General features: G+C 42.7%; 19 protein-coding genes and 1 other RNA gene. 14 read left to right on the top strand and 6 right to left on the bottom strand.

All coding sequences use genetic code 11. From position 1 onward, the window contains the following. Position 1: 1 nt before the first annotated feature. Positions 2-592, bottom strand: coding sequence for a TetR/AcrR family transcriptional regulator (locus tag ACHUFZ_RS03070; protein WP_394125813.1), 591 nt, complete (start codon positions 590-592; stop codon positions 2-4). Positions 593-784: 192 nt separating this feature from the next. Here ACHUFZ_RS03070 and ACHUFZ_RS03065 point away from each other — a divergent pair, with 192 nt between their 5' ends. Further along, positions 785-1,663 carry a Tim44 domain-containing protein gene (locus ACHUFZ_RS03065; RefSeq protein WP_394125812.1) on the top strand — a complete coding sequence of 293 codons (879 nt, stop codon included), beginning with the start codon at positions 785-787 and terminating at the stop codon, positions 1,661-1,663. Between the two features lie 126 nt (positions 1,664-1,789). Next, complete coding sequence (locus tag ACHUFZ_RS03060) at positions 1,790-2,110, top strand: DUF1244 domain-containing protein (RefSeq protein ID WP_134833855.1); 321 nt, start codon at positions 1,790-1,792, stop codon at positions 2,108-2,110. 123 nt (positions 2,111-2,233) lie between these two features. On the opposite strand, the gene ACHUFZ_RS03055 is transcribed toward ACHUFZ_RS03060, so the two are convergent. After that, entirely contained in the window at positions 2,234-3,304 is a 1,071-nt protein-coding gene (locus ACHUFZ_RS03055) for a PLP-dependent cysteine synthase family protein (RefSeq protein WP_394125811.1), read from the bottom strand. 117 nt (positions 3,305-3,421) lie between these two features. Between ACHUFZ_RS03055 and ACHUFZ_RS03050 the strand changes: the two genes are divergently transcribed. Further along, on the top strand, positions 3,422-3,895 hold the full coding sequence (locus tag ACHUFZ_RS03050; protein ID WP_004414524.1) for an Lrp/AsnC family transcriptional regulator: 474 nt from the start codon (positions 3,422-3,424) through the stop codon (positions 3,893-3,895). A 65-nt stretch (positions 3,896-3,960) separates the two neighbouring features. Here ACHUFZ_RS03050 and tesB read toward each other — a convergent pair whose 3' ends face one another. Next, entirely contained in the window at positions 3,961-4,821 is an 861-nt protein-coding gene (gene tesB / locus ACHUFZ_RS03045; protein ID WP_394125810.1) for an acyl-CoA thioesterase II, read from the bottom strand. A gap of 190 nt (positions 4,822-5,011) precedes the next feature. Here tesB and ACHUFZ_RS03040 point away from each other — a divergent pair, with 190 nt between their 5' ends. Beyond that, positions 5,012-5,437 carry a YbaY family lipoprotein gene (locus tag ACHUFZ_RS03040; RefSeq protein ID WP_394125809.1) on the top strand — a complete coding sequence of 142 codons (426 nt, stop codon included), beginning with the start codon at positions 5,012-5,014 and terminating at the stop codon, positions 5,435-5,437. Between the two features lie 25 nt (positions 5,438-5,462). Here ACHUFZ_RS03040 and ACHUFZ_RS03035 read toward each other — a convergent pair whose 3' ends face one another. Beyond that, positions 5,463-5,765 carry a DNA base-flipping protein gene (locus tag ACHUFZ_RS03035; RefSeq protein ID WP_134833851.1) on the bottom strand — a complete coding sequence of 101 codons (303 nt, stop codon included), beginning with the start codon at positions 5,763-5,765 and terminating at the stop codon, positions 5,463-5,465. Positions 5,766-5,815: 50 nt separating this feature from the next. Here ACHUFZ_RS03035 and ACHUFZ_RS03030 point away from each other — a divergent pair, with 50 nt between their 5' ends. The 6 genes from ACHUFZ_RS03030 to ACHUFZ_RS03005 all read left to right on the top strand — a co-directional run bounded on the left by ACHUFZ_RS03030 (position 5,816) and on the right by ACHUFZ_RS03005 (position 12,625). Then, positions 5,816-6,556: a VP0952 family biofilm-associated protein gene (locus ACHUFZ_RS03030; RefSeq protein ID WP_394125808.1), complete on the top strand. Its 741-nt coding sequence runs from the start codon at positions 5,816-5,818 to the stop codon at positions 6,554-6,556. Positions 6,557-6,716: 160 nt separating this feature from the next. Continuing rightward, positions 6,717-8,726 carry a GGDEF domain-containing protein gene (locus tag ACHUFZ_RS03025; protein WP_394125807.1) on the top strand — a complete coding sequence of 670 codons (2,010 nt, stop codon included), beginning with the start codon at positions 6,717-6,719 and terminating at the stop codon, positions 8,724-8,726. Between the two features lie 128 nt (positions 8,727-8,854). Then, positions 8,855-8,951: signal recognition particle sRNA small type (gene ffs, locus ACHUFZ_RS03020), an RNA gene on the top strand. A 119-nt stretch (positions 8,952-9,070) separates the two neighbouring features. Then, positions 9,071-9,694: a Tn7 transposase TnsA N-terminal domain-containing protein gene (locus ACHUFZ_RS03015; RefSeq protein WP_394125806.1), complete on the top strand. Its 624-nt coding sequence runs from the start codon at positions 9,071-9,073 to the stop codon at positions 9,692-9,694. 2 nt (positions 9,695-9,696) lie between these two features. Then, positions 9,697-11,562 carry a Mu transposase C-terminal domain-containing protein gene (locus ACHUFZ_RS03010; protein ID WP_394125805.1) on the top strand — a complete coding sequence of 622 codons (1,866 nt, stop codon included), beginning with the start codon at positions 9,697-9,699 and terminating at the stop codon, positions 11,560-11,562. Then, a complete protein-coding gene (locus tag ACHUFZ_RS03005; RefSeq protein WP_394125847.1) occupies positions 11,531-12,625 on the top strand; it encodes a TniB family NTP-binding protein in 1,095 nt (364 codons plus the stop codon). The genes ACHUFZ_RS03010 and ACHUFZ_RS03005 overlap by 32 nt, the downstream gene beginning before the upstream one ends. Here ACHUFZ_RS03005 and ACHUFZ_RS03000 read toward each other — a convergent pair. Then, positions 12,622-12,936, bottom strand: coding sequence for a helix-turn-helix domain-containing protein (locus ACHUFZ_RS03000; RefSeq protein WP_394125804.1), 315 nt, complete (start codon positions 12,934-12,936; stop codon positions 12,622-12,624). The genes ACHUFZ_RS03005 and ACHUFZ_RS03000 overlap by 4 nt on opposite strands. Positions 12,937-13,037: 101 nt before the next feature. On the opposite strand from ACHUFZ_RS03000, the gene ACHUFZ_RS02995 reads away from it, so the two are divergent. From ACHUFZ_RS02995 to hsdR, 3 genes are all read left to right on the top strand, one after another. Continuing rightward, positions 13,038-13,583 carry a hypothetical protein gene (locus ACHUFZ_RS02995; RefSeq protein ID WP_394125803.1) on the top strand — a complete coding sequence of 182 codons (546 nt, stop codon included), beginning with the start codon at positions 13,038-13,040 and terminating at the stop codon, positions 13,581-13,583. Further along, entirely contained in the window at positions 13,577-14,962 is a 1,386-nt protein-coding gene (locus ACHUFZ_RS02990) for a DEAD/DEAH box helicase (protein WP_394125802.1), read from the top strand. Before ACHUFZ_RS02995 ends, ACHUFZ_RS02990 begins: the two co-directional genes overlap by 7 nt. 123 nt (positions 14,963-15,085) lie before the next feature. Beyond that, on the top strand, positions 15,086-17,524 hold the full coding sequence (hsdR, locus tag ACHUFZ_RS02985; protein WP_394125801.1) for an EcoAI/FtnUII family type I restriction enzme subunit R: 2,439 nt from the start codon (positions 15,086-15,088) through the stop codon (positions 17,522-17,524). Between the two features lie 49 nt (positions 17,525-17,573). Here hsdR and ACHUFZ_RS02980 read toward each other — a convergent pair whose 3' ends face one another. Beyond that, positions 17,574-17,951: an elongation factor Ts gene (locus tag ACHUFZ_RS02980; protein ID WP_394125800.1), complete on the bottom strand. Its 378-nt coding sequence runs from the start codon at positions 17,949-17,951 to the stop codon at positions 17,574-17,576. A 75-nt stretch (positions 17,952-18,026) separates the two neighbouring features. Here ACHUFZ_RS02980 and ACHUFZ_RS02975 point away from each other — a divergent pair, with 75 nt between their 5' ends. After that, positions 18,027-18,176: a hypothetical protein gene (locus tag ACHUFZ_RS02975; RefSeq protein WP_134833842.1), complete on the top strand. Its 150-nt coding sequence runs from the start codon at positions 18,027-18,029 to the stop codon at positions 18,174-18,176. The last annotated feature ends 469 nt before the right edge of the window (positions 18,177-18,645 follow it).

The following is an 18,645-nucleotide window of genomic DNA, read 5'->3' as shown; positions in this document are numbered from 1 at the left end:
TTTACCAATTGGTTAGGTAGTTAGACAGCAAATTTACAATCAGCTCTTTGCCATCGATAGGTTCGGCAGCAAAAAACTTGTCGTCGACACTAAGTAGTGTAATACCATGTACACCGGACCATAATACACGACTTGCTTGTAGCACTTCTGCTTCACTACGATTTGGTGCCAGCGCTTTTAGCAGGTGCTCTAGCATGCCAGTCATTGAATCAATACGAGCTGATTGCCATTCAGGAAGTGGTTCTCCGTTCATATTATGTTCGAAGATTAACTGCCAGCGGTTTGGGTGGCGCTGGGCAAAGTCATGGTAACAATAGGCCAATTCATAAAGTGCCGTTTCAGCGTTGTTGCTGTTGGTGACTACTTGATTCGCTTCTTGAGTCAGTTCATCAAGAGTTTGAGCCACGGCATGCAGTAGCAGTAAGTTGTAGTTGCCAAAAACGTTAACCAATGTACTCGGTACATAGCCAATCATATTCGCTATCTTTCGTAAGCTAAGATCGTGATGTGAGTTCGTCGCTAAAAATTCTTTGACGGTATTCAGTGTTAAAGCAACAAGCTCTTCGCGAGTATGATCGTTTCTTCGGGCCATGGTAAGTTATCTAAAATGAACATTGTTCAATATTTTAATTATCAGATGCCTATTGCGTCAACTGACAGTGCTATTATTTGCAATATTCTGATACATGTAATCAAGACGTTTTAGTTTGAATATAGGCTAGCTAAGGTTAATATGATTAGATAAGTATAAATTCATAACCTTGATAGACACAAAAGGAAGAACATGAAACGACTCTTTTCTCTTGTTGCCCTACTGATGGTCTCAGTTGCGATTACTCCAATCGCTGAGGCGAAAAAGTTTGGTGGTGGTAAATCTTTTGGCAAAAGCTTTAAGACGGCACCTGCACCAAAACAGCAGCAACAGAACACCAATACGATTGGTAAAGATCAAACGACTAAAACTCAAAGCTCAAGCAAAAAGGGCTTAATGGGCGGTCTTTTAGGTGGCCTACTCGCTGGTGGCCTGCTCGCAGCATTCTTTGGTGGTGCATTTGAAGGTATCCAGTTTATGGATATTCTGATCATGGGCTTGATTGCCTTTGTGATCTTCAAGCTAATGCGCTCTATGCTTGGGGCGAAGCAGGGCAGTATGAACCAGCAACGTCAGCAGCCTGCGTTTGGTGGTTCAGCACCTAAGTTTGAACAGCCAAATGTACATAACTTTGAGCAACCACAGAACGCACCACAAGGTGGCGGTTTCGGCTTTGGCGCTCAAACAGACGTACCGCACAACTACCCACCGGGTTTTGATCAATCGGCATTCATCAATGGCTCACGTGAGCACTACCGTATCCTTCAAGGTGCGTGGAACCACAATCAGTTACACACGATTGAAGAGTATGTATCGCCAAGCCTATACGAAGATTTGAAAGCGGAACGCGCGAAACTAGACGGTGAGCAGCATACTGACGTGATGTACGTTGATGCAGAAATTGTACGTGCTGATCACGATGCATCTAAAGCTCAGCTTAGCCTACAATTCAGTGGTCGTTACCGTGATGCAGTAGAAGGCATTGAAGAAGATATCACTGATATCTGGCACCTAGAGCGCGACCTAACTGTGCCAAACGCGCCATGGTTGATTGTTGGTATTCAAGGCTAAACTAGCCTCGCCAATCAATAATTCAAACGCCCAAGTTAACGCTTGGGCGTTTTTGTATTTGAGCTAAAGGGAGTTCGCTTGATAGGATAGTCATGTTTAAAAATTACAATCATAAAGGTAAGTAAAGTGGCTGAATTTAAATACAAAAACCTATCTCAAGAAGAACAAGATAAGCTAGATGCAGCAACATTTCGTCGTTTATTGGCTCACCTTGACGAAAACAAAGATGTGCAGAACATTGATTTGATGATTCTGGCTGGCTTCTGCCGTAACTGTTTTAGCAAGTGGTACAAAGCTGAAGCGGAGAACCAAGGCGTAGATCTGGATATCGATGATGCTCGTGAGCGTGTATATGGCATGACTTACGATGAGTGGAAGCAGAACCACCAGCCAAAAGCAACGCCAGAGCAACTAGCGGCCTTTGAAGCTCGTCAGAATAAGGGCTAATAACCTTATAAAAAAGAAAACCGCGACCTATAGTCGCGGTTTTTTTCTGCCAAAGGCTGACGTTGTGGTTATAAGTTTGAGTAAGCGTTAATGGAGAAACCCATACTCAACTATTTTTCAATTTTATTGCTCGATTTGGCCTGTTTGCTCAAAAGCTTCTAATTTTGCAGTGTATGGCTGAAGGTCGCCAATATTCTCTTTTACCCATTCAGGGTTGTAGTAAGTATCTAGGTAGCGTTCACCACTATCACAAAGTAGTGTCACGATAGAGCCTTTCTCACCACGCTGTTTCATTTCACTTGCTAGCTGCAAAACACCGTATAGGTTGGTGCCTGTTGAAGCCCCGACTTTACGGCCAAGCATTTTTTCTAACCAATGTGCCGTTGCTACTGACGCTGCGTCAGGGATAGTACGCATCTCATCGACAACACCTGGAATAAAGCTTGGTTCTACGCGTGGACGACCGATACCTTCGATTTTGCTACCGAAATCACCAGTAAGGTTCTTATTACCAGTTTTGTAGTAATCGTGGAAAACTGAATTCTCAGGGTCAACGACGCATAGCTTAGTGTCGTGCTGCTGGTAACGGATAAAGCGACCAATAGTAGCCGATGTACCGCCGGTACCTGGACTCATAACAACCCATGCTGGCACTGGGTGATCTTCTTTTTCCATTTGGCTGAAAATAGAGTTAGCAATGTTGTTGTTACCACGCCAGTCAGTTGCACGCTCTGCAAAGGTGAACTGATCCATGTAGTGGCCATTTAGCTCTTCTGCTAAGCGATGCGATTCAGCGTAGATTTGGTCTGAGCGATCAACAAGGTGTGCTTGGCCGCCATAGAATTCGATCTGCTCGATTTTCTTGCGTGCTGTCGATTTTGGCATAACGGCAATAAATGGCAGACCAAGTAGTCGTGCAAAGTAAGCTTCAGAAACCGCTGTGCTGCCAGAAGATGATTCGATGATGGTTGTCTCTGGGCCAACCCAGCCGTTACAAATTGCATATAAGAATAGCGAGCGAGCAAGGCGGTGTTTAAGAGAACCCGTTGGGTGTGTACTTTCGTCTTTAAGATAAACGTCGATACCATCAATGCTTGGCAGGTCAAGTTTGATCAAATGCGTATCAGCGCTACGTTGGTAATCCGCTTCAATCTTACGGACTGCGTTATTAATCCAGTTATGGTCAGTACACATAGGGTTTCTCCTTAGAATCGTTATGTTATTAATCTAACGAGTTTGCTGGAGAAAAACTTTGCTATTTATGCTTTGATTTGCTTTATTTGGAGAAAAGTTTTCTACAAAGTTAATGTTATGGAAATTGAACTAGACAAAATTGATCGAAAAATACTCGATCTACTCCAAAATGATGGCACGCTTTCTTTGAATGACTTGTCGGAAGCGGTCAATCTAACCACTACGCCATGCTGGAAAAGGCTAAAGAAGATGGAAGAAGCAGGGATCATTCAAAAGCGTGTAGCCTTGTTGAATCCTGAAAAGCTCGACTTATCTTTCACGGCCTTTGTGTTGGTCAAAACCAGCGATCATTCACATGAGTGGTATAACCAATTCGTCTCTACGGCTTCTGAGTTTCCTGAAGTGATGGAGTTCTATCGAATGGCAGGGGAGTATGACTACATGATGAAAGTGCTGGTGAAAGATATGCAGTGTTTCGATCACTTCTATAAGAAGTTGGTTAACTCAGTGGCAGGTATTTCTAATGTCACGTCTACCTTTGCGATGGAGCCGTTGAAGTACACGACTGCACTGCCGATATGTAATGACTAGCAATGAATAGAGAAATGCCACTCGCTGGGAGTGGCACAGTTTTAACTAGTCAGTATATATTTGAATTATTCAGTAAAACGCATTACACCTTCTTGTACTGCGCTTGCTACAAGGTGACCTTGGCGGTTGTATATCTCGCCTCTCACTAAACCACGAGTATTGCTCGCGGTTGGGCTATCAATCACATACAGCAGCCATTCATCCATTTTAAATGGGCGATGGAACCAGATAGAGTGGTCGATGGTCGCGACTTGGAATTTCGGTGTCATCAATGATACGCCGTGAGGATGCAGCGCGGTCACTAAGAAGCCCCAGTCAGACGCATAACCTAGCAGGTATTGGTGGATTAGCTGGTTGTCTGGCATGTCGCCGTTAGCTTTGATCCAAAGATATTGCTTAGGCTCGACTTTTTGTGGCTTAAGTGGATTAACCACAGTAACCGGGCGCATCTCAATGGGCTTTTCACCGCAGAAGGTCTTCTTGAGTTTTTCCGGTAGGAAGTCTGCGATTTTCGCTGCAAGCTCAGATTCGGACGCGTAGTTTTCCGGACCGGGAATATTTGGCATCGTATTTTGATGATCAAAACCAGGTGCTTCTCCATGATAAGATGCAGTTAAGTAGAAAATCGGGCGGCCATTTTGGATTGCTTTTACTCGACGGGTACTAAAGCTGCGGCCATCTCGGAGGTTTTCAACATCATAGATGATAGGTCTCTCAGGATCGCCTGGGTATAAAAAGTAGCTATGAAATGAGTGAACAGTACGATCATCATCGACAGTGTATCTTGCGGCAGACAGCGCTTGCCCTATCACTTGCCCCCCATACACTTGAGGTAGGCCTAAGTTTTCACTTTGTCCTCTAAAAAGCCCTTCTTCAAGCTTTTCTAATTGCAGTAAGTTCAATAACTCGTTGAGAGGTTGGCTCATTGTCGACTACCTTAATTACGCCTTGGCGTGATGTTCCTGTTGTTGTAGGAAAATTCAAACAGATGTTTAATTTTAGGTCAAGATCTCATCTTTACCGTTAAGCTGCTGTCAAGATTCAGACGTTGACGATGACAATGTTACAGCGCCTACATATAATCGTTATAAATTTAATTGCTTATAGGTAAGTTTCATGAAAAAAGCACTAGCATTCATTTCATCACTAGTATTAGGAGTAGTATTGGTGGGTTGTCAATCAGAGCAAGCAGAAACCGAGCAACCAGCAGTAGAATCAATTACAGGTACAGTAGCGTACCGTGAGCGTATTGCACTGCCAGATGATGCTGTGGTTACGATCACTCTACAAGATATATCCTTAGCAGATGCACCGGCAAAAGTTATCGCAAAGCATCGTTTCGAGACAGCAGGTTCGCAAGTTCCTTTTGAGTTTGATCTTGCTTATGACCCAGCAAAAATCGAAGCTCGTCACCGTTACAGCGTAAGCGCACGTATTGAAGTGAATGGCCAACTTAAGTTCATTACTGATACGTCATACCCAGTCGTGACTGATGCAGAGAAAACAGATAAAGTCGATCTACGGCTTATCGGTGTGCGTTAATTAAAGCTTTCATATCGGTGGTAAGTTAAGGCTGCCACCGATATTTCCTCAAGCTAATCTTGCCATCGTTACTGACTTCTACCCCTTCAGCGATCAACGCTTCCCTCTGTCGAACCAAATCCTCACCTTTCAATGAAATACGTCCTTGGCTATTGATGACGCGAAACCAAGGTAATTTACTCTCGCTAGGAAGATTGCCAAGTGCTTTACCGACATGACGGGCATAACCGGGATAACCTGCCATTTTTGCGATCTCACCGTAAGTACTGACTTTTCCAAGAGGAATTTGGTGAATTACAGCAAAGATTTGCATCAAAAACTGGTCCATAATCATTTAGTCCTAGTACAGATTTCCAAAGGAATGGATAAGGAGAGGGCATGCTATTTTCAACGTTTCAATTCCTAATAACAACCCTATTGGCGGTTGTATGTGCTCGAGCTATCAGTCTAAGTGAAGGCGACATTCCTGTCCTTGCGATGCTGATACCTGCATTGTGGATTTTCCCTCAAGGTGGATTAGTTGGCTTGCTACTTATGGCAGCCATGACCGTGTATGGTTTAACACTGCCATATCAACCGATCACCTTGTCAATCAGCCTTTGGATTTTATTCCCTTTACTTATGGTGGCCTTTTCCAAACGCAGTAGCTTAGTTGTGGTACTGACAAGCGCTTTGATTGTCACGACCTTGATGGTCGGGATAATGGTGACTCAAGCGGGTGATAAGCTTGCTGGTGAGCCGATGATCACTATGACCCAAATACTCGCTGTGATGGTAATTTGGTGGTCAGCGTCACATTGGAAACCATCGAGTAAGCATAGCTGGTGGGCTTTGGGGCTTATATTACCGCTTTGGATGGCCGATCTTTCATACGCAGTATTAGTCGCCTTAAGTATTACTGGCATCATGGCTTCAATGGAAAGCTTGTCAAAGTTGAAGACGTTCCGTTGGAGTAAGTTACTGTGCTGGACGCTGCCCACGGTTGGTTTCGCGGCATTAGTTGTCTCACCAAGCATTGAAGTACCGAACCCTGTTTTTGTGGTTTGGATTTGTTTGTTAGGAACAGCTTGGATGACCGATTATATTCTTAGAAGTGCTGAAGAGAATCAAGATGCATAATTGCAATCAATGTCACCGCTTTGTTATATGGATTTGGTTAATTGGTTAACTTATGGCAAAGTTGAGCTTTATTTAGACAAAGCTATCAGGACTCCGCTTTAGCTTTGTATCTAGTAGCCTTGAAGAGCTACGTATATAAAGACAAAAGGGTTTTCTGTAAATGGCGAGCTTATGGCGATTGCTTAGCTTTGTTCTAATACTGTTACCGTCATCGATTTCACATGCGCAAACCACTTATAAGGTGGCGATGGAAGAAGATGATGTAGTCACACGAACACTGTTTGATGCGGTAGCAAACGAACTGAATATCAATGTTCATTATGTCTACTATCCAAGTTTTAATGCCATTCTTAATGCGGTGAAAACTGGTGAGAGCCATTTTGCTGCCAACGTTACCTACACTGAGACACGAGCACAGTCGTTATCTTTTTCAAGCCCGACGAATATTGAATATACCTATCTATATAGTAACAACAATGCCACTCTTGATTCTGTCGAAACAATAGGGGTACCGAAAGGAACGATATATGGTGGGTTAGTCCGGGATCATTATCCCTATATCCGCCAGATAGAATATAGAGGGCACCAGCATGCTAAGGCACTGCTTGAGTCAGGACAAGTAGACGGTGTCATTGATGCAATCAATCAACTTAAGCCTATGTTACTCGCGGGTTATGACGCTCAGCTATTAAACCACCAGATTTCAATCAAACCTGTGTCTATTGTAACGGCGGTCGATACCAATCAAGTCATGCTAGAACGCATAGAATCGTTTGTGCGCAGTGCCAGTATTCAGAAGACGCTGAGAGAATCAGTCAAATCCTATCAATTTGAAATACGCCAACAAGCGCTGAGAAGAGCCGTTCTAGATAGTGGTATCGACTTGACTAAGGTCTTCCAGGTTAAGCTTGATGGTATTGGGCAGTATGCGACTTACAACAGCGATGGAACGGTGACTGGCATTAGCGCAGACGTCGTTCAACAGGCTTGCTCTATCTTATTGCTCAAATGCGACATAGTGAGTCAAGATGGTGAAACTTGGGAGAGTATGTACCAAGACCTACTCGACCAGAAAATTGATATCTTAGCGCCACTGATTGTTTCGGAGCAGCGCAAAGCCTTGTTGGAGTTTAGCTCGCCTTACTATTTTCCAGAAGTGGTGATGGTTAAGCGTGAAGGCTATAAACCTAATGTATATAGCAACGTATCAGAGTTGATTGTAGAAGAGGTAGGGGTTGTCAAAGAGGATTTCTTTGCCACGCTTCTCTCACAACTATTACCGAATAAGCCTTTGCGATCCTATTCCAATATCGATGAAATCTTCACGGCGCTACTTGAAGGGGAAGTCGACTATATGGCGATAAGTCGAGCTAACTTTAATAAAACCCTACGCGAGTCGAATTCGTTGCTGCCTTTAGAGGAAGATACCGCGATTGGCGGTTTCTACCAATCGGCAATCGCAATCGGATTTGCGAAAAACGAAACGGGAAAGAGGGTTGCGGAGTTATTTAGTCGAGCAATTAAAATGCTCGATACCCGTCAGATCATCGAAACGTATGATTATCGACCAAACTGGAAAGCAACGCTGCAAGCGGAAAAAGCGTTCGCCAGTAATACCCAGATCTTATTTGGTTTAATGCTGAGCTTTTTAGTCCTCATAGCGTTCTATCTTCATAGTCAGTCAAATACCGACCCGCTAACACGTTTGAAAAATAGGCGTTCACTTCATCAGCGCTATCGTAATGGTCTATACCCGAGTGAAACGCTGGTCTATTTAGACATGAATCGTTTTAAGCAGATTAATGACACCTATGGACATGATATTGGTGACCAAGTGCTAGTGAGCGTTGCGCGTCATGTTGAACGGCTATGGACCGGTCGCTGTTACCGAATTGGTGGTGATGAATTCATTTTGGTTGGGAAAATCTCAGAGTCGCAGCTGATCAAACTTATCCATGAGTTGAAAACGGTTGAATTTACTTCTCCAGTGCAACAAATTTCGTTTCAAGTCTCTTTAGCAGTTGGTTATTCGACCTGTAGAAATAAAACCACCACGTTGCAACAGGTGATGGGGGAAGCTGATAAGGCGATGTATCGTGATAAACTGGTCGATAAAAACGCTGGCCGTGAACAAAAACCGTGTGACAATGTTGTTCGATATCTTAATTAATGGTCACTCCCTAAGCAGTTGAATCGGAAAGATGCTTTTTATTGGTGGTTTCGCTTGAAATCAGCATGAGGATACTTGATAATCCTCATCACTCCTTAGCGATGCTAAGGAAACAGAATCTATGGAGGCCCTGGTCCTCCCGCAACAATAGCTCGTGAACTCGGTCAGGTCCGGAAGGAAGCAGCCGCAGCGAGTGACTTGTGTGCCGGGATGTGGCTGGGGCTTCCACCCATTTGAAGCCTGCAATATATGTTCGCATAAATTGCAGGCTTTCTTCATATTTGCACCATAAGTCTTCATAGTCTATTTTTTTGTTGTAGGTTTACAACAAAAGTGATTTTGCTATGTTCGACCAAACCAAGAAGTCATCTCACGTACACAACATCTGTAAGTTCATGAGCTTGAAGAATGATGCGGTTGTTCGCACTCTATCCATTTTAGAGTTTGATTTCTGTTTTCACCTCGAATATAACGCAGACATCAAAAGCTTTACCTCCCAACCTTTTGGCTTCAACTATCAATTCAATAATCGTACGTGTCGGTACACTCCCGATTTTTTAGTTACTGATCACAACGGTCAATCAACATTCTTCGAAGTAAAGCATTCCAGCCAGATTCTTAAATCTGACTTCAGGAGTAGATTTGAAGAGAAGCAAAGAGTTGCCTTGAGTGAGTTTAACAGACGCTTGGTTTTAGTTACTGAGAAGCAAATTAGAATGGGACCAACTTTAGATAACTTCAAGTTACTACACCGATACTCCGGATTGCGAACCGTGACTGAGTTTCAAAAGTTAGTGTTGGCGTTTATTCAACGTAAACAAATGGTGAAGTTACAAGAGGTGTCTTTGTATTTCGGTTTATCGGAGCAGGACACACTTATCTCTACTCTTCCTTGGATCTCTTCGGGGCAAGTTAAAACAGACCTCAACAATATTGGCTTTGGCCTCGAAACTTACGTTTGGTGCTAACTATGTCATCGGACTCCAATAACATATTTGGGTTCTTTGATGAGTTTGAAGCTTCAGAAGGAGAGTCGCAACAACCTCCAATAGAGCTATTTCAAGAGCCTGTTGAAATTTTATCAACCCTAGACAACCAGCCGAAAAGGGTGCAACAAGAAGTTATCCGTCGTATCAAAATCATCGCTTTCGTGGATAAGCGTTTAAAAGGTGGATGGACCGAAAAAAACTTGAACCCTATCCTAAGTCTCGTGGAATCGGAATTACAGCTCACTCCCCCTAGTTGGCGAACTTTAGCAACTTGGAAAAAATATTATTTTGAAGCGGGTAAAGACCCATGTGCACTTATTCCGAAGCATACGTTTAAGGGCAACCGCCAAAAAGAAATGGATTCGCAATCCTTGATTGACGAGGCAATTCAGAACGTATACCTGACACGTGAACGACTTAGCGTTGCGGAAGCATACCGATACTATAAGAGTCGATTGATTCAAATAAATCGCGGGATTGTCGAGGGGAAAATCAAACCAATTTCAGAGCGTTCTTTTTATAATCGAATACACGACTTACCTCCATATGATGTAGCGATCGCAAGGTTTGGCAAACGATACGCAGACCGAGAATTTCGTTCGGTTGGTCAGCAAGTGGCTGCGAGCAAACCAATGGAATATGTCGAAATTGACCATACCCCAGTTCCCGTGATTTTGATTGATGATGAGTTAGATATTCCTTTGGGACGACCCTATTTGACGATGCTTTATGACCGCTTCAGTAAATGTATCGTTGGGTGCAGTATCAACTTTAGAGAGCCTAGTTTTGACTCTGTCAGGAAGGCACTATTGAACTCGCTACTAGATAAGAGTTGGGTAAAGCAAAGATACCCATCTATCGATAATGAATGGCCTTGCCACGGTAAGATTGACTGTTTAGTTGTTGATAATGGCGCCGAATTTTGGAGTCAAAGCTTGGAAGATTCGTTACGGCCTCTGGTATCAGACATCCAATATAGTCAAGCAGCTAAGCCTTGGCGAAAGTCTGGGATAGAAAAGCTGTTTGATCAGATGAACAAAGGGTTAGTGAACGCATTGCCTGGAAAAACGTTCACCAATCCTACTCAACTTCAAGATTACAATCCTAAAAAGGATGCAGTGGTTAGAGTTTCCGTGTTTCTTGAGTTGCTTCATAAGTGGATTGTCGACTATTACCATATGGCACCTGATTCAAGAGAACGTGACATTCCATACCACAAGTGGAAACAATCAGAATGGACTCCCTCTTACTACAGTGGTACTGAGAAGGAGCAACTTAGAGTCGAGCTAGGCTCGCTTAGACACAGAACCATTGGAGTGGCAGGGATCAGGCTTCATAACCTACGCTATCAGTCCCCTGAACTTATTGAATACCGTAAATATTGGGCATCCAATAATGGGAAAAAGCTTTTTGTTAAGACCAAAACAGACCCTTCTGATATAAGCCATATTCATGTCTACCTAGAGTCGGAAAAGAAGTACATAAAAGTGCCTGCAGTAGATAATACTGGGTATACAAATGGTCTATCACTTTTTGAGCATGAACGCATACAGAGAGTACGCAGGCTTAACATTAGACAACTTGCTGATGATGAGTCGCTTGCAGATACATTTTTATATATGAAAAATCGTATTCAGGAAGAAACTGATAGATTCCGCAATGCAAAAAGTAATAAGGCTAGCTTGCCTAAAACGGGTAATACTTCGAAGTTAGCAAAGTTTAATGATGTGGGGTCAGACGGACCAAGCTCAATCAATACTATTCCAGTTAAACAAGAAAATACGGTAGTGTTCGATGTCTCAGGGCAATTATCTGATGATGATTTTGAAGATATTGAGGGGTATTAATTTGAACTTAACATCTAGTCAGCTTGAGCAACTAAAGTCCTTTGAAACTTGCTTTATCGAGTACCCTGCAATAACTGAAATCTACTCTATTTTAGATCAACTTCGTTTTAATCACTCCCTTGGCGGTGAACCGGAGTCTTTCTTGTTAACTGGTGAGGCCGGAAGTGGAAAGACGGCTTTGATTAACAACTATCTATCACGCTTTCCGTCGAGTTCAACTTGGAGCAAACAACCAGTTCTCAGTACCAGAGTCCCGAGCCGTATAAATGAGCAGAATACGCTCACACAGTTTTTAGCCGATTTAGATGGAAAGTCAGGTGGAAGATCTAACCGACGACGGAATGAAATTGCACTTGGCAAAGCTGTCGTAAAGCAACTTCAGCGTAAATCTGTTGAGCTGATCATCGTCAATGAAATTCAAGAGCTTGTGGAGTTTTCTACAGCCGAAGAAAGGCAAGCAATTGCTAATACGTTCAAATATATAAGTGAAGAAGCGAAAGTCTCGTTTGTATTGGTTGGTATGCCTTATGCCGATGTGATAGCGACAGAGCCACAATGGAACTCGCGATTAAGTTGGAGACGAAAGATTGAGTATTTCAAGCTGTTGAAAGCTACCAGTTATTCGAGTGGAACGGCATCTTATGCTTTTGACTTGGAACAAAAAAAGCATTTTGCCAAATTTGTCGCGGGTTTGAGTGCGAGAATGGGCTTTGATGAACCGCCAGTGCTTACAAAAAATGAAGTGTTATATCCTTTGTTTGTTATGTGTAGAGGGGAGTGCCGAGGGTTGAAGCACTTCTTGAAAGATGCACTACTGATGAGTTTCAATGAGAACGTCGATACGATAGACAAAGCGATATTGTCGCGCACGTTTTCATTTAAGTTCCCCTATTTGGATAACCCATTTGATGCTCCTGTAGAGGAGCTTCGTCTTCATCAAATTGACTCTGGCTCTACTTACAACGTAAATGCCATTGCCGCAGAAGATAAAATACTTGCTCCGCGATTTACAGATGCAATTCCGTTGAGCATGTTATTGAGTAAAAGCGGGCTTAAAGCTTAGAGATGACTTTCGCCATTTAGGTTTTCCAGTAGCGTCTTTTTCTCGTCGTCACTCATTTTCTCAATGGCACACGCCAGTTCAGCACTCAATTCGTTCCTACAGAAAAAATAGTTCAAGGGAACATCTAACTCTTCAGCCATTCGTTCGAGTGTACCAATATCTGGTACGTGTCTACCTTTCTCATAATGGTTCATTCGCCCACTAGCAGAGCTTGGTTCCATGCCGATTTTCACCCCTAAATCTTTTTGGGTGATTTTGGCTTTTTTACGCGCAGCTTTGAGCCTCGCTGGGATTGGGTTGTCTTTCTGCACTTACACATTTCTTTTCAACCTTTAGATAACTTAGATTGTCTAAGTTTTACTGATTTTTGTATACTTAGCAATCCTAAGTTTTTGTTGTATGCAAGAGTCACATGAAGAAAGTAACCAGAATTAATCCTGATATGTTTAACCTATTGATTGAAAAAGGGATGGACAATTTCTCTGTTATAGAAGCGAGGGATGCTTTGTTAAACGGTACTTCAACCTCTACAAGCAGGGACGATGCTAGAAAGTATATTTACAAACAACTTTTATCATTTGAGGAGAAAGGCTGGCTTTCGGTCATTGGGACTCGCAGAGATAAGCGTTACCGTCAAACTATTGAATTCAAAGCGCTCACAATTGAGCCTAGAGTGGCTAGAAATAGGAAAGCTAAAGTCGATTCAATAGCTGTTCAAACTTACGAGTGCTCTTTAAATGCACTCGAGCAAGAGAAAAAACAACATGAAGGTGAGCTAGCGATTACTTTGGGCGAGATTGAGGAATACCAATCTTTGTTAACGCGTTTCCCACACAACAAGCATGATATGCAGCCGTTATTTAATGCAGCAAGAGAGCGCTCAGCCAAGCTGTTGGGCAGGATTAATGCGCTAACCAACTGGATGCAAGTAGCCCAAAGCAAGGCTTCCCAATGTTAAGAGAATGGCAAGCTGAATGTGCAGCTCAAGCTATCGAAAAATTCACTGCAAATAAACGTTCACACTTCTTCTGTCAAGCGACTCCAGGAGCAGGTAAAACTGTTATGGCTGCAGAGGTTGCTAAGCGTCTTTTTCAAGAAGGTATGATTGACTTAGTTCTCTGTTTTTCACCATCTCTTTCGGTCGCTGAAGGGATGAAAAAGACCTTTTCATGGAAGCTGGAATGTTCATTTAATGGTGGTTTGGGCTCTTTAGGTGGGTCTTATACCTATCAATCCATCCGTTTTTTAGATGAGAACTTTTGGAACACCGTCAGTAAATATCGAGTACTAGTCGTATTTGATGAGATCCACCATTGCTCGTTTGATGATGAGGGGCGGTCAAATTCATGGGGGTTCGAAATTGTCAGTAAAATCCAAGGTTTTGCCTGTTACACATTAGCGCTGTCGGGCACACCTTGGCGCTCTGATCGACTACCCATTGTCATGGCTGAGTATTCCGACCCTGATGGTAAGGTTGTTTGCGATTATCATTACGGCTTGCAACAGGCTGTTGAAGATAAGGTATGTCGTCGCCCTAAAATCGTTTTAATCGATAATGAACATCTGAGTGTTAAGGCCGGAAATGACAATCAATATTTCGCTTCTATTCTTGATTGCCTTAAACAATCCGATGTCTCATATCACAGTGTCGTTCACAATGAAGACGCTATGAACTACATATTAAATAGTGGTTGCCAAAAGCTAGCCCAAATAAGGCAAGAGTCCCCAAATGCAGGAGGTTTAGTCGTCGCTGCTTCTATAAAGCACGCTAAACATATTCAAAAGCGACTGATTGAGCACTTTAATCAATCAGCATGCATCGTGACTTATCATCATGATAATCCGTTAAATGAAATTGAGTCTTTTCGTCACTCGAATGTTCAATGGATAGTCAGCGTTGGGATGATCAGTGAAGGCACGGATATCCCTCGGTTACAGGTTTGTTGTCATATGAGTTCAGTCAAAACGGAACTTTACTTTAGGCAAGTCCTTGGAAGGATATTGAGAGTTAATGATTCACCCAACCAAGAAGCATGGTTGTATACCTTTGCCGAAGAAAGTTTGGTCAAGTTCGCAGAGCGTGTAGAAGAAGATATTCCAGAATCTTGTTCGTTTCTTGAAATTGAAAAGTCAGAAATTCCAACTTGCGTAAACTCCTCTTTTGAAGAGAAGTGCATTACCTCTGAACCACGAACAAATGATTTTCTACAAATTGAGTGGGCTACAGATACTTTTATAGAAAATGCGGATAGTGATTTTTTAGCCATCGAAGAATCAGAACGCATAAAGCTTGGGGCTTTTCGAGAGCGGGTGATAGCAGCTTTTGATTATGTTTAACCTCCCAAGTTTGCAATTTGTGATCGAATTACTTGTTAACCACACTATTGTTGCGTTCTTATTCTTCAATCATATGAACTTTGTTATATAATCCGTCGCAATTCAGTATGGAATCAAAGTCGTATGGTCGAAAAGTTCTCCAAGTCTAAGCTTTCTGAAACAGACATCATCACCAAGTTTATTCTTCCTGCAATAAAGAACGTAGGCTGGGATGATATGACTCAAATTCGTCAAGAAGTGAAGCTTCGAGACGGTAAGGTGATCGTTCGTGGTCAGGCTGCGGCTCGCAAGAAAGTGAAATCGGCCGATATCGTTCTTTACCATAAGCCAAGTATGCCGCTTGCGGTTGTTGAAGCGAAAGCGAACAAACATGAAGTGGGAAAAGGCATGCAGCAAGGTATTGAGTATGCCGAACTGTTAGAGGTACCGTTTGTATTTGCTTCGAATGGTGATGGTTTCATCTTCAGAGATCTAACCAATCCCACCCAACTAGAAACAGAAATTCGCCTAGAGGATTTCCCGTCCCCTGAAGAGCTGTGGCATAAATACTGTGTTTGGAAAGGCTATAAAGAAGAGCACTTACCAATCATTACTCAAGACTATTACGATGATGGTAGTGGTAAGTCACCTCGTTACTATCAACTTCAAGCGATTAACAAAACAGTTGAAGCGGTAGCGTCTGGTCAAGACCGAATCTTATTGGTTATGGCGACAGGTACAGGTAAAACTTACACAGCATTCCAAATTATTTGGCGTCTTTGGAAAGCTAAGGCCAAGAAACGTATCCTATTTTTAGCTGACCGAAACATCCTTGTCGATCAGACCAAAACCAATGACTTCCAGCCGTTTGGTTCAGCGATGACCAAAATTACGGGTCGTACCGTCGATCCGGCTTACGAAGTTCACTTAGCACTATATCAAGCGTTAACAGGCCCTGAAGAAGCTCAAAAAGCCTACAAGCAGGTCGACCCTGATTTCTTTGACTTGATCATCATTGATGAGTGTCACCGTGGCAGTGCATCTGAAGATAGCGCATGGCGGGAAATTCTGGAGTACTTCAGCTCTGCAACGCAAGTTGGCCTAACAGCAACGCCAAAAGAAACGGATGAAGTTTCTAATATCGAATACTTCGGTGATCCTGTTTACACCTACTCATTGAAAGAGGGCATCGAGGATGGCTTTTTAGCGCCTTACAAAGTCGTTCGTGTTGATATTGATGTTGACGTACAAGGTTGGCGGCCAACCAAAGGTCAAACAGATAAGCATGGTGAAGTGATTGATGATCGAATCTATAACCAGAAAGATTTCGACCGCACTATGGTTATTGATGAACGTACCGAGCTAGTTGCGCAAACCATCACTAACTATTTAAAGCGCACTGACCCAATGGCAAAAACCATTGTGTTCTGTAATGACATCGATCATGCCGAGCGTATGCGCCGTGCTTTGGTGAATCTCAACCCAGAGCAAGTGAAGAAAAACGATAAGTACGTAATGAAAATTACCGGTGATGATGAAATCGGTAAAGCTCAGCTTGATAACTTCATCAACCCGAAAAAGAAATACCCTGTCATAGCAACCACCTCAGAGTTAATGACTACGGGTGTTGATGCCAAGACCTGTAAGTTGGTGGTATTAGATCAAAGCATCCAATCTATGACCAAGTTTAAGCAGATTATTGGACGAGGTACTCGAATTGATGATCGCTACGGTAAGCTTTGGTTCACCATCTTAGATTTTAAGAAAGCGACTGAACTATTTGCTGACGAGCGTTTCGATGGCACACCAGAGCGCGTGAAAGTAACAACGCCAGAAGATTTCGAAGACGAAGATGCATTAGACGATATTGTTGTGGGTACTGATGATGACGGTTTGGATAACCCGTTTGGGGACGAAGATATCGACCCTGATTCAGTTCAAGAGCCAGAGCAAACCTATAGCAACAACGGCTCAGATACTGGCGCAACAGGTGATGATTGGGAAGATGAGAACAAAGTTCGCAAGTTCCACGTTAATGGCGTATCGGTAAAAGCACTAGCTGAACGTGTTCAATATTATGATTCAGACGGTAAGCTTGTTACGGAGTCCTTTAAAGATTACACACGTAAGACTATGGCTAAGCAGTTTGCTTCTCTTGATGAGTTTACCAAGCGTTGGAATGATGCTGACCGTAAAGAAGCTATTATTGAAGAGCTTGCTCGTGAAGGCATCTTATGGGAAGCACTCGAAGATGAAGTCGGTAAGGACTTAGACCCATTCGATATGATCTGTCACGTGGTTTATGACCAACCGCCATTGACTCGTAAAGAACGTGCAGAAAACGTCAAGAAGCGTAACTACTTCACGAAGTATGGTGAAACAGCGCAACAAGTACTCACTAACCTGTTGGACAAATACGCTGATGAAGGTGTTCAAGAGATCGAGAATATTCACGTATTAAAGGTGAAGCCATTTGATGAAATGGGTCGACCGCTAGAAATCATTAAGAAAGGATTTGGTGGAAAAAACCAGTATCTAGAAGCGGTTAATGAACTAGAAGCAGCTATCTATCAATCCGCGTAACAATAAATATTCACAAAGAGTAAATACGAAAATTTCTGAGGCCGCTAGACTAGCGGCCTTTTTCATTTTCGTTGAACTGATCTAATTCTTCCGAGAACTTTGCTAGTTGAACGGTTAAATCGCCGCTAATACATTCATGCTCAACATACTGAGGGAGTAGGGTTCCCAGCTTTAACGCTTGGTAATCTGGATGCTCTGAGAGTATGCGTAAGTACTGTTTTAGCCGTTCGTCAGGTGTCGATTCACGTTGAAGTTGCTTTTTAATGTTTTGTCCAAGCTTACGAATGTCATCTTTGTCAGTTTCTCTAAAATCATCGTTATCATGGAGTTCTTCATAAAGCACACTTGCGAGTTGGTTATGGCTCCAACCTAAGGCATCCAAAGCTTGTTGAATCTGTTTTTGCTTTTGTTTTGTAGTTGTCCCCATTTGTCCCTAACCCCCTAGTTATTATTACCTTGTCTTAGCGAAGACATCTTAATCACGATAACAAAGGACAAAATCATGACTAAATCTAAAACACCAATGACACCTGAAGCCGCTGCTCGTATTCAAGGAAATGCAGCCAAGAAAAATGGTGGAAATGTGCCTAAAGGCGACTTTGCTGGCCGAGCTCAACGAGCGGCGCACAACAACCAAAAACAATCAAAATAGGAGCTGATTCATGAGTAAACCAAACCCTAACTACCCAAGCAAAACTGGTAAGCCATCTGGACCTGGTCGTGGTAATACCAAAAAGTAGCAAACTTTATTTGGTGGCCTTAGTGCCACCATTTTACCGACAAGCATTAGCACTCTGTTTGAATACTCTGATGAAACTCGCCTGTTCGGATTTGTAGGTGGAATAAGAAACTTGGTCGATGGTTTTTCCTAGTGCGCATAAGCAAATTTCTCTCTTACTCTCATACCAACTAGAAGAAACCATGTTCGATGACGAGTTCACGCAACTATCGACAATGGCGTATTCTACAGCTAGCGGATATCTCGTAGCTTCTAAAGCCGCATTCACCTTGTAACCACCAATGGTTCCAACAACAAGAGCAGCGCTCGCTGAAATTAGCTTTCGCTTACTGAACTTAAACCCTTTAAAGCTCTTCTTACACTCTGAACAAGATATGTTATC

The sequence above is a fragment of the Vibrio hepatarius genome (assembly GCF_043642085.1).
Taxonomy (GTDB): domain Bacteria; phylum Pseudomonadota; class Gammaproteobacteria; order Enterobacterales; family Vibrionaceae; genus Vibrio; species Vibrio hepatarius_C.
This window is presented reverse-complemented; position numbering and strand designations above follow the sequence as displayed.